Here is a 9,664-nt window from a genome sequence, read left to right as displayed (position 1 = left end):
GCATCGGTGCGTACGACTACCAGGCGGACATGGTCCGGCTCAGCTCGTCGACGAACTCGGCGCCGGCGGAAGTCAGTTCGCCGCTGGAGAGCAGTGTCCCGGCCGCCGCCAGGGTCGACGTCCGCCAGCGGGCGTACTCGCGGCGGGCCTGCCCCGTCGCCGGCCCGGGTGCCTGCCCCGCGCACTCGACCCGCCAGAAGTCGGCGACCCCGAGGTGGGCGTAGGCGCCCTGGAGCAGGGCGCCGGCCGGTCGGGCGTCCGGACGCCACGGGGCGTGGTAGCGCGCCCCGCTGTCCGGACCGTGCAGGGCGACCAGGTCGAGCAGGGCCCCGAGCTGGGCGTGCAGGAACTCGTGCACCAGGGTCAGCGCGAGCAGCACCGGGGTCGCGGGCAGGGAGAGGGCGACCGCGCCGAAGGCCCGCCGGGCCGCGGAGCTCACCGCGGTCCCGTCCGGGCGCGGCAGCAGCGGGACCAGCGTGGTCAGTCCGGCGGTCAGGGCCTCGGCGTGCCAGCGGTGCCGCTGCACCAGCAGCTCCCAGGCGTCCGCCAACGCCTCCCGCCAGGAACGCAGTTGGGCCGGGCCGAGCGGACCGGCCAGCGGTTCGCCGTGGACCTCCCGGTACGGGCCGCAGTCGTCGATCCACAGGTCGAGGCGCAGGCCGGCGTGGTCGAGGCGGACGGCGGGCGGGCGGGCGGCGGGCAGCCGGGTGACCGGCCGCGCGGCCTCGGGGACGGCCGGCAGGAACGGGGCGAGCAGCCTGGCCAGGCCGTCCAGGCCGTCCGTCCGGGCGCCCCGGCGGTCGCGCCGTCCGCGCCGTACAGCTGCCGCAGGCACTCCGCCGCCCACAGGTCCAGGTAGGGCTGGAGCAGCAGGCTCTCCCAGTCGGCGCGGGACCGCTCCCTGATCCGGGCCAGCTCGTCCAGGACGGCGCCGAGCCGGTCCCGGGCGTCGGCGGGCGCCCCGCGTTCGGCCGCGGCCCTGCTGACCGCGGTCAGCAGCAGCAGGCGCTTGCTGAGCTGACCCGCCCTCAGCCGGCCCACGGCGGCGGCCCCACCGCGGCCCCGGGCCAGGGCCAGGAAGGTCCCCCGGTCGACGGAGTGCGTGGCGGGGGCCGGGTCGGCCGCGGTCGGGGGCGTCCCTGTCATACTGGTCCCGATCCGGCCGGCGCGTCGGTGGGAGACGCGGTGAGCGCGGCCAGGTCGCGGCGGAGGACTCCGCTGATGTGCCTGGTCAGCGCGGCGAGGTCGGCGCAGTAGACGCTGGGGTGGGCGAAGGGGTCGCCGGCCCCTTCCGGGTGGTAGCGGTGCGCGTGGAGCCCGCCGCCGCAGGTGTCGACCACGGGGCAGGAGCCGCAGACCGGACCCAGGCCGGCCCGGCCGCGCCGGAGCGCCCGGAACGAGTCGTGGGCGGCGGCCTCGGCGAAGGAGTGCCGGAACACGTCAAGACCGGTCTCCGGGGCCCCCTGGTAGGAGACCTTCAGGCTGTCGGCCAGTTCCAGGGTGCCGTCGGTCTCCACGACCACCAGGTCCGGTGGGGCCAGGCCCAGGAGTTCGCTGCCGGCCCGGCCGCCGAGCAGCAGCGCCATCAGCTCTTCGAACAGCCGGATGCCGGTCTCCCGGCACGGGGCCGCGTACCAGCGGTCGAACACCGCGCGGAGCCAGTCCGCGTAGGGCGTGGGTTCCGCGGTGGGAGCGGCTGCGGTGCCCGGGGGCGCCTGGGGCGGCCGGGTCCGGTGGGCGAGGCGCGGTGGCGGCGTCTGCCAGGTGCCGTGCGGCAGCAGCAGGTCGAGCCGCGGCGGTGCGAACTCCAGCAGCGCCTCGTAGGTCTCCACCGGATCGGCGGCGAGGTCCACGGTGCACAGCAGCCCGGCGAAGAGCTGGCGGTTGCCGGGGGCGCCCAGCAGCCGCAGGGCCTCGGCGGTCGCCGCATGGCTGCCCCGCCCGTCCGGGCGCCGGCGGTGCCGGTCGTGGGTGGCGGCGGACCCGTCCAGGCTGACGCCGACGGTGACCCGGTGCGCCCGTAGCACCTCCAGCAGTTTGGTGTCGCGCAGCAGCAGGCCGTTGGTCTGGACGGTGAAGGCGACCTCGCACACCCCGTCGAGCGCGCTGCCCAGCTCGCGCAGGGTGGCGTCCAGGTGCGCCGCGCCGACCAGCAGCGGCTCGCCGCCGTGCAGGACCACGGACACCCGGGTCAGCCCGTTCCACCGGGCGTGCTCGGCGATCCGCGCGGCTGTGCGGCGCACGGTCTCCAGCGCCATCACCCGGGGTTTGCCGCGCCAGCTCTGATCGGCCGATTCGTAGACGTAGCAGTAGTCGCAGGCCAGGTTGCAACGGCTGTGGATCTTCAGCAGGTACTGCCGGAAGCCTCGGAACGCGGAGGTCACGGCAGGGCTCAGGCGGCTGAGGCGGTGTGCGTCCCGGCCGGGGGGTCGGCCAGGGCTGCGTTGAACGCGGCGACCGGTTCGCCCAGCGGATGCAGGACGTCGTTCACAACTCGGCGCAGAGCCGCGGTGAGCACCGTGGGGGGAAGCTGGTCCAGATCCACCGTATACAGACCGGTGACGTCCACCAGGCCCGAGTCCGCCGGATAGGAGCGGATCGCGTCCATGAGCCCCTTCGTCGCTGAATCGTGACTCTCTGCCAGCGCACAGCATACTCCTGTGACACCTGGGACGGGATGGTTCCCGGCGCGCCACCCGGGGCAGTTGTCGGCACGTCAGCCGTCGGCACGTCAGTCGTCGCTGGGGCGTCCGTCAGCGGGGGGTGTCAGCGGGGCAGCGAGCTCAGGGCCCGGTGGACCAGCTCCACCGTCGCCAGGGTGGTGGAGGCGTGGGCCGACAGCCGGATGCCGCCGGGGCGGACGGTGGCCACGACGCCGTTGGCCGCCAGGTCCTTGGCCACCGTCCCGGTGTCACTGTGCGGCAGGGTGAAGACGACGATGCCGGCCCGCTCGTGCTCCGCGGTCGGCGAGTGCACCAGTCCGCCCACGCTGCGGACGGTGTCGATCAGCTCGGCCGTCCGCTGCTGGATCCGTGCGACGACGCGCTCGATGCCGGCCCGCTCGACCAGCTCCAGAGCCCGGGCCAGGCCGCCCGCCGCGATCGGGTTGGCGTTGGTGATCGAGAAGCGCTGGGCGCCGGTCGCCGGAGGGTGCTCCTCGTCGTCGAACAGGCCCGCGTCCTGCACCCCGGTCCAGCCGGTCAGGGCCGGTTCCAGCCGCTCCAGGGCCGACTCGGAGGCGTAGAGGAAGCCGGTGGACCAGCCCGCCCTGAGCCATTTCTGACCGCCGGTCACCAGCAGATCGGCGGCGGTCCAGGGCAGCACGGTGGCGCCCAGGCCCTGCATCGCGTCCACGATCAGCAGCCGGTCCCGGCCGATCACCTCCTTGATCCCGGCCAGGTCGGCGCGGAACCCGGTCCTGAAGTCCACCGCCGACAGCGCGACCGCGACCGTCTCCGTGGTCAGCGCGGAGCGGACCAGGTCGGGGGTGATCCGGCCGAGGCCGTCCGGGGCGAGCGGGACCGGCCGGACCCGGCCGAGGGCGGCGGCCCGACGCCACGGGTAGAGGTTGGAGGGGAACTCGTGCGCGGGCACCAGCACCGTGCCACTCGGCAGCCCGAAGGCCGCGTGGAACAGCCCGGTGCTGGCGTTGGGCAGCAGCGCGACCCGGTCCACCGCCCCCGGGCCGGTCGCCCCGAGCAGCCGGGCTGCCGCCTGCCGGGCCCGCAGCTCGTACTCCATCAGCTCGTCCACGGTCCGGGCCCCGGCGTGGGCGGCCCGTCCGGACAGGGCGGTGACGGTCTCGACCACGTCGGCGGACGGCGGTCCGAAGCGGCCGAAGTCCAGATACCCCTCCGGCTCGAAGAAGTGCTCGGCGTACCCGGACAGGCCGTCGGGGCCAGGCAGAGGGGACATGCGGCGGTCACTCCAGAACTTCGATGGTCGAAAGGGCAGACTGGGCATGTGAAACCAGTCGCAGAAGCTGTTGTCGCCCGTACGAACGAGGACGCACGTACGCGCGGAGGGGCCAGTACGCCAGCAGACACTAAGGCCGGGGGCCCGCCCGGGGTGCGGTACACCGCGTCCGACGAGGTGAAGCGGCGTGGCGTGCGCCGGATGAAGACCATCGCCACCGGCTTCCTGGTCGCGGCGACCATCGTCTATGTGCTGACCAGCTGGGCCATCAGGTCCGGCGCCGGCAGCTGGGCCGGCTACGTCCAGGCGGCGGCCGAGGCCGGGATGGTCGGCGCGCTGGCCGACTGGTTCGCGGTCACCGCGCTGTTCCGCCGCCCGCTCGGGCTGCCGATCCCGCACACCGCGATCATCCCCACCAAGAAGGACGTGTTCGGGCGCAGCCTGGGCCAGTTCGTCGGCGAGAACTTCCTCTCGGTGGAGGTGGTCCGGGGCCGGCTGCGCGGCCTCGGCATCGGGCGGCGGCTGGGGGAGTGGCTGTCCGCCCCCGGCAGCGCCGAGCGGGTCACCCGGGAGGCCTCCGCCGCGCTGCGCGGCGCGCTGGCGGTGCTGCGGGACGAGGACGTGCAGGCGGTGGTCGGCGAGGCGGTCACCCGGCGGGCCGCCGAGCAGCAGATCGCCCAGCCGATAGGCGCGATGCTGGGCCGGATCCTGGACGAGGGCGGCCACCGCGGGGTGGTCGACCTGTGCGTGGTGCGGGCCCACGACTGGCTGGTGGAGCACAGCGAATCGGTGATCCAGACCATCTCCCAGGAGGCGCCCGGCTGGACCCCCAAGTTCATCGACAACAAGATCGGGGTCCGGGTCTACCGGGAGCTGCTGCGCTTCGCCGAGGACGTCAGGGACGACCCGCAGCACGCGGCGCGGGGCGCGGTCGACAGCTTCCTGGAGGACTTCGCCGAGGAGCTGCGCACCGACCCGGACACCATCGCCAGGGTCGAGCAGGCCAAGGCCGACCTGCTGGCCAGGTCCGAGGTGCAGGATCTGATCGCCTCGGCCTGGAGCGCGGTCCGCGGCATGGTGCTGGACGCCGCCGAGGACGAGGACAGCCAGCTGCGGATCCGGATCCGCGACGGCATCCGCAGCCTCGGCAGGCGCCTGGCCACGGACGCCAAGATGCAGGCCAAGCTGGACGGCTGGCTGGAGGAGGACGCGGCCGAGTACGTGGTGGACACCTACCGCAGCGAGATCACCTCGCTGATCTCGGACACGGTGGCCGGCTGGGACGCGGACGAGGCCTCCCGCAAGATCGAGGCCAATGTCGGCCGCGACCTGCAGTTCATCCGGATCAACGGCACGGTGGTGGGGGCCCTGGCCGGGCTGCTGATCCACACCATCTCGACCCTGGTCTGACCTGGCCTGCCCGACCCGCCGTCAGTAGCCGGTGGCGTTCCAGGTGTAGCCGTCGCCGCGGGTCGGCTTCCCGGGCCGGTCGGCCAGCCAGGTCGGGCCGCCGTGCGGCTGCCTCTCCTCGTACGGGACCAGCGGGAACGGCGGACGGTCCCCGGGCCGCATGGTCGCCGCGAACTCCAGCGCCTCCCGCCGCGGCACGAACGGCGACACCGCCAGCCGCAGCACGCGGACCCCGTCCCCGACCGGGCTGTACCCGGCGACCGTGCGCGGGTCACCGGCGATCCACACCGTCCCGGCGGGCTCCGGCAGCCGCACCCCGCCGGCGTCCCGCAGCTCGCCGACCGGCCGGCCCCCGCGCGGGTCGATCAGCTGCAGCACCTCCCGGTTGCGACCCCAGCGGCGGTGGTTGAACAGCCCCAGCGGCGAGTCGGCCCGCTCCCAGCGCCCGGCCTTGTAACCGAACTCCTGCCAGGGGAACTCCCGTACGAGGTGTGCCAGGCAGCGGCCCTCGAGGTCGCCGTCGGGTGATGCCATGCTCTGGACTCCTTGTCGGTGCTGCTTCGCGGCTCAGCCCAGCGCCGCACGGATCGAGCTCGTCGCCGCCTGTTCGGACGGATCCGCCTGCTCCGACGGTTCGATCGGTTCCGGCGGTTCGAAGGACAGCGAGGCGGCGATGGACACCATCATCATCCGAAACTCCGGGCCGTTCCCGACGCAGGGGGTGGCGAAGTCGATGCAGGCCAGCAGGGTGCCGTCGGCGGAGGGGACCAGTGCCTCCAACGAGAAGACGGCAGCCGTGGCGTCCGGGTCGCTCCCGGTGGCCCCGGCAGTTGGGGCACGGGCAACTCTCTGGTGCTCTCGCTGAAGAGCACGGGCCGGCCGAGCAGGTCCAGCAGATCCGCCTGCCCCTGCCAGTCCTGCTCGGCCCGCCGCTGCACCATCTCACCGAGCAGCAGCCGGGGATCGCCGGCGCCCCCGGTCCGCTGGACCGAGACCACCAGGGTGGAGCTGACCTCGGCGCCGTCCACCTCGGAGACATGGTGGCCCAGGCCGCAGTAGACGGCCTGACGGGCGGCGAGGTCCTCCAGGAACTCGCCCAGCGCGCCGACCACGGCCGGGATCACCGCCTGCTGCTCGGCCGTGGCCAGTTCCAGCAGCACCTCCTGGGCGCGCTGCATGGACTCGGCAGGATCGGTGAGCGGCAGCGCGAAGAAGCCGCTGGGCACCTCCAGCCAGAGCGGCAGCTCCACCGTCGCCTGGTCGCCTCCTGCCGAGAGGGCATCGGACGCGGGGTCGAGACCGTTGCTGATGCTGCTCACGAGGCGGCTTCCTTGGCGTCGTCGAAGAGGTGGGTGGCCACGCCTTTGCCGTGCCAGAGGATGTTGACCATGTTGTGGGTGACCAGGGCCGAGGCGCCGGCGCCCTTCTCGATCAGGTGGGCGCCCTCCAGGGCTGGCCCCACCCAGGAGTGCTTGGCGATCTGCTTGGCCATGAACCCCGGTGCGTGCGCCACATTCGAGGCGAGGTCGATGAACTTGGGCGCGGCCTCCGCTCCTTCGACGGCGGCCCTTCCGGCCTTGATCGCGGTCACCCCCTCCTTGGCCAGACCCCAGCCCGGCACCACGCTCATGGCATCCCCGAAGCCGGTCAGCAGCGAGTTCCGCGCCGCCGCGTCGAAGTTGCCGTGCAGGGCGTCGCTGATGCCCTTGCGGAACTCGGGGTTGGCCGCGTCGATCGCCAGCGCGCCGGCTCCGGCGACCAGGGAGACGCCGAGCGCGATGGCGTCGATCGGGGGCGGGGTGAGCAGGGCGACCAGGCCGGCGATGGCGGAGATGGTGCTGAGCACCGAGTGGATCGCGTCCAGGTGGTCCTTGACCCAGGAGCCGAGCGAGTCCAGGCCGGACGTGAAGTCGTTCCACATCCGGCTGAACATCCCCGGCTTGTGCGGGGCCAGGTCGGAGGCGGCGTGGTCCAGGGCCTGGGCGAAGCGGCGGGCGACCGCCTCGTGCTCCGCCTCCAGCTCCTGGGCCCGCTTCAGCACGGCCTCCAGGTCGCCCTTGGCGTCGCCGACCGCGCGGTTGGCGGCGTCCACCCCCTGCTGGGCCGCGTCCACGGCCTGCTGGGCCTGCTGCAGGGCCGCGCCGGTGAAGGTCTGGCCGATCAGTTTGAAGCCGGGGTTGGCCTCGGCGGTCACCAGCCGGTCCGCGGCCTGCTGGGCCGCCTGCTTGGCGGCGGCGGCCTCGGCGTCCAGCTTGGCCGCGGTGGACTTGAAGCCGACCAGGTCGCCGTGCCAGTCGTGGAAGATCCCGAGCGCGGTCTCCAGCGAGGTCTGCGCCTTGCCGAGCCGCTTGCCGAGGTCGCCGTCCACATGGCTGCGGAAGGCGTCCCCGGCCTTGCCCTGCCAGACGTCGCCGCCGGAGTCCCGGACCTGGGTGAGCAGCGAGCCGGCCTCCTTGAGCGAGGCCGAGGCGGTCCTCAGCACCGAGGCGATCGCGTCCACGTCGGCGGGGACGCCGGGCACCGGGTTGAAGCCCAGGTTCGGGTAGCCGGTGTCGGCGTTGGTGGCGGTGGTCACTTGGCACCCCCGGCCAGGTGGGGGCGCAGCCCGTCGATGTCGGCGCCCAGCGGGGTCACCACGGCCGAGTTGACCTTGTCCATGGCCTGCTTGATGGCCTGGTCGAGCTGCTGGTAGGCGTCGTGGGCGGCCTGCACGCCCTCGTCCGTCTCCTTGATCACCTGCTGCAGCTGGCCCAGGCCGTAGTGCCAGGTGCTCTGGAAGTGGTGCGCCGACGAGTCCAGCGCGGAGGTGCCGATCTGGCCGCCCTCGACGCTGCCCAGCTGCCGCAGCGCGGCGTCCATCTGGTCCCCCGCCTCCTGCAGGGAGGAGGTCATCCGCCCGAGTATGTCCAGGTCGACCTGGAAGTAGTCCCCCATCGCGCTCCCCGTTCGTCAGAAGTGGTTCGTCTTGGCGGTGTCCGATCACTCGGCCGTTGACGCTATCGCACTGCCGTGCACCAGGCGTGAGAGGTTGACATCCTCCCTTCCCTAAAGGGTGGGGATTCCCTCCGTGTCTCCGGCGCGGGCTGATGCCGGCGTGAGGAGATCACCAGGGTAGGTTGCTGCTTCGCTGCGCTGTGCCGGGATCGCTCCCGGTCTCACCTGCGCTCCACGGCCGTTTTGGGTGTCCGCCTGTCCGGCGGCCACGATGCGCTTGCCTTCGAGTTTGATGTTGCGGGCCGCATTCACGTCCCGGTCGTGCGTCACGCCGCAGTTCCGGCAGGCCCATGCGCGGACGCCAAGGGGCTTGGGGCCGTCCTTGCCACCGCAGTCGGAGCAGACCTGCGAGGACGGGAACCATCGGTCGACCCTGACGAACGTCCGGCCGTAGCGAGCCGCCTTGTACTCCAGCATGTCGACGAAACTGCGACCAGCCCGCGTCGTGCACCGACTTGGCGAGTCGGGTACGGCCCAGGCCGCTTACTGCGAGGTCTTCCACGGCGATCAGTTGGTTTTCCCGAACGACCTTGGTTGACAGCTTGTGGTGGTGGTCCCGGCGCGAGTCAGCGACCTTGGCGTGAGCCTTGGCCACTCGGATGACGGCCTTCTTTCGGTTCTGTGAGCCCTTCTGCTTCCGGCACAGGGACTGCTGGGCCTTCCGCAGCTTCCGGGCGGCACGGCGCAGGAACTTCGGCGCGGTCACTTTCGTGCCGTCGTCCAGCACCGCGAAGTGCGTCAGCCCCAGGTCGATGCCGACCTCGGCGTCCGTCCGCGGGAGGACCTCCGTGCCGTCCGTCATCACGACGAAGGAGGCGAAGTACCGCCCAGCGGCGTCCTTGACCACGGTCACCGACGACGGGGCGGAGGGCAGGTCACGCGACCAGCGAACGTCCACGTCGCCGACCTTGGCCAGGTTCAGACTGCCGTTGGGGCGCAGCCGGAAGCCGTTGCGGGTGAACCGCAGGGTCTGCCGGTTGTCCTTGCGCGAGCGGAACCGCGGCTCGCGGACCTTCGGGCCCTTGCGTGTGCCGGACAGGCTGGAGAAGAAGTTGCGGTAGGCGGTGTCCAGGTCCCGCAGCGCCTGGATCAGCGCGTCCACCGGGGCGTCAGCCAGCCAGGAACGCTCTTCGGTCTTCTTCGCCTCGGTGATGACGCGCTTCTGCAAGGCGGTTGCGGGGATGAACGGCTCGCCTGCGACGTGGGCGGCCCTGCGGGCAGCGAGCGCGTCGTTGAACACGACCCGCGCGGACCCGAACACATTGGCCAGCGAGCCTTTCTGAGTAGGGGTGGGGTACAGCCTGAAGTTGTACCTGAGCTGCACCGCGACCCTCCCGTCCTGTGC

Annotated in this window: 11 protein-coding genes and 1 pseudogene; 1 reads left to right on the top strand and 11 read right to left on the bottom strand. The window is 72.8% G+C overall.

Translation table 11 applies throughout. From position 1 onward, the window contains the following. Positions 1 to 16: 16 nt before the first annotated feature. The 4 genes from ACXKR8_RS18340 to ACXKR8_RS18325 all read right to left on the bottom strand — a co-directional run bounded on the left by ACXKR8_RS18340 (position 17) and on the right by ACXKR8_RS18325 (position 3,915). Entirely contained in the window at positions 17 to 835 is an 819-nt protein-coding gene (locus ACXKR8_RS18340; protein WP_462100580.1) for an aKG-HExxH-type peptide beta-hydroxylase, read from the bottom strand. A gap of 307 nt (positions 836 to 1,142) precedes the next feature. Beyond that, positions 1,143 to 2,384, bottom strand: coding sequence for an FxsB family cyclophane-forming radical SAM/SPASM peptide maturase (locus ACXKR8_RS18335; RefSeq protein WP_458273983.1), 1,242 nt, complete (start codon positions 2,382 to 2,384; stop codon positions 1,143 to 1,145). 8 nt (positions 2,385 to 2,392) lie between these two features. Further along, on the bottom strand, positions 2,393 to 2,608 hold the full coding sequence (gene fxsA / locus ACXKR8_RS18330) for an FxSxx-COOH cyclophane-containing RiPP peptide (RefSeq protein WP_458273982.1): 216 nt from the start codon (positions 2,606 to 2,608) through the stop codon (positions 2,393 to 2,395). Positions 2,609 to 2,766: 158 nt separating this feature from the next. Beyond that, a complete protein-coding gene (locus ACXKR8_RS18325; protein WP_458273981.1) occupies positions 2,767 to 3,915 on the bottom strand; it encodes an aminotransferase class V-fold PLP-dependent enzyme in 1,149 nt (382 codons plus the stop codon). A 48-nt stretch (positions 3,916 to 3,963) separates the two neighbouring features. On the opposite strand from ACXKR8_RS18325, the gene ACXKR8_RS18320 reads away from it, so the two are divergent. After that, the gene (locus ACXKR8_RS18320; RefSeq protein ID WP_462100579.1) at positions 3,964 to 5,325 is read left to right on the top strand and encodes a DUF445 domain-containing protein; all 1,362 of its coding nucleotides are present in this window, start codon (positions 3,964 to 3,966) and stop codon (positions 5,323 to 5,325) included. A 21-nt stretch (positions 5,326 to 5,346) separates the two neighbouring features. Here ACXKR8_RS18320 and ACXKR8_RS18315 read toward each other — a convergent pair whose 3' ends face one another. The 7 genes and pseudogenes from ACXKR8_RS18315 to ACXKR8_RS18285 form a co-directional block, all read right to left on the bottom strand. Beyond that, on the bottom strand, positions 5,347 to 5,859 hold the full coding sequence (locus ACXKR8_RS18315) for a hypothetical protein (protein ID WP_458273979.1): 513 nt from the start codon (positions 5,857 to 5,859) through the stop codon (positions 5,347 to 5,349). 33 nt (positions 5,860 to 5,892) lie between these two features. Then, entirely contained in the window at positions 5,893 to 6,015 is a 123-nt protein-coding gene (locus tag ACXKR8_RS18310) for a hypothetical protein (protein WP_462100578.1), read from the bottom strand. Beyond that, entirely contained in the window at positions 6,012 to 6,644 is a 633-nt protein-coding gene (locus ACXKR8_RS18305) for a hypothetical protein (RefSeq protein WP_462100577.1), read from the bottom strand. The genes ACXKR8_RS18310 and ACXKR8_RS18305 overlap by 4 nt, the downstream gene beginning before the upstream one ends. Next, on the bottom strand, positions 6,641 to 7,900 hold the full coding sequence (locus ACXKR8_RS18300; RefSeq protein WP_458273977.1) for a hypothetical protein: 1,260 nt from the start codon (positions 7,898 to 7,900) through the stop codon (positions 6,641 to 6,643). Before ACXKR8_RS18300 ends, ACXKR8_RS18305 begins: the two co-directional genes overlap by 4 nt. Then, positions 7,897 to 8,259 carry a hypothetical protein gene (locus ACXKR8_RS18295; RefSeq protein WP_458273976.1) on the bottom strand — a complete coding sequence of 121 codons (363 nt, stop codon included), beginning with the start codon at positions 8,257 to 8,259 and terminating at the stop codon, positions 7,897 to 7,899. Before ACXKR8_RS18295 ends, ACXKR8_RS18300 begins: the two co-directional genes overlap by 4 nt. A gap of 111 nt (positions 8,260 to 8,370) precedes the next feature. Beyond that, positions 8,371 to 8,736 carry a zinc ribbon domain-containing protein gene (locus tag ACXKR8_RS18290; RefSeq protein ID WP_462100687.1) on the bottom strand — a complete coding sequence of 122 codons (366 nt, stop codon included), beginning with the start codon at positions 8,734 to 8,736 and terminating at the stop codon, positions 8,371 to 8,373. A gap of 61 nt (positions 8,737 to 8,797) precedes the next feature. After that, positions 8,798 to 9,643, bottom strand: a pseudogene (locus tag ACXKR8_RS18285) (RNA-guided endonuclease InsQ/TnpB family protein); the annotation flags it as partial. Between the last annotated feature and the right edge of the window lie 21 nt (positions 9,644 to 9,664).

The organism is Streptacidiphilus sp. PAMC 29251, from assembly GCF_054208735.2.
The sequence above is the reverse complement of the archived record's forward strand: the minus strand, read 5'-3'. Positions and strand labels throughout refer to the sequence as shown.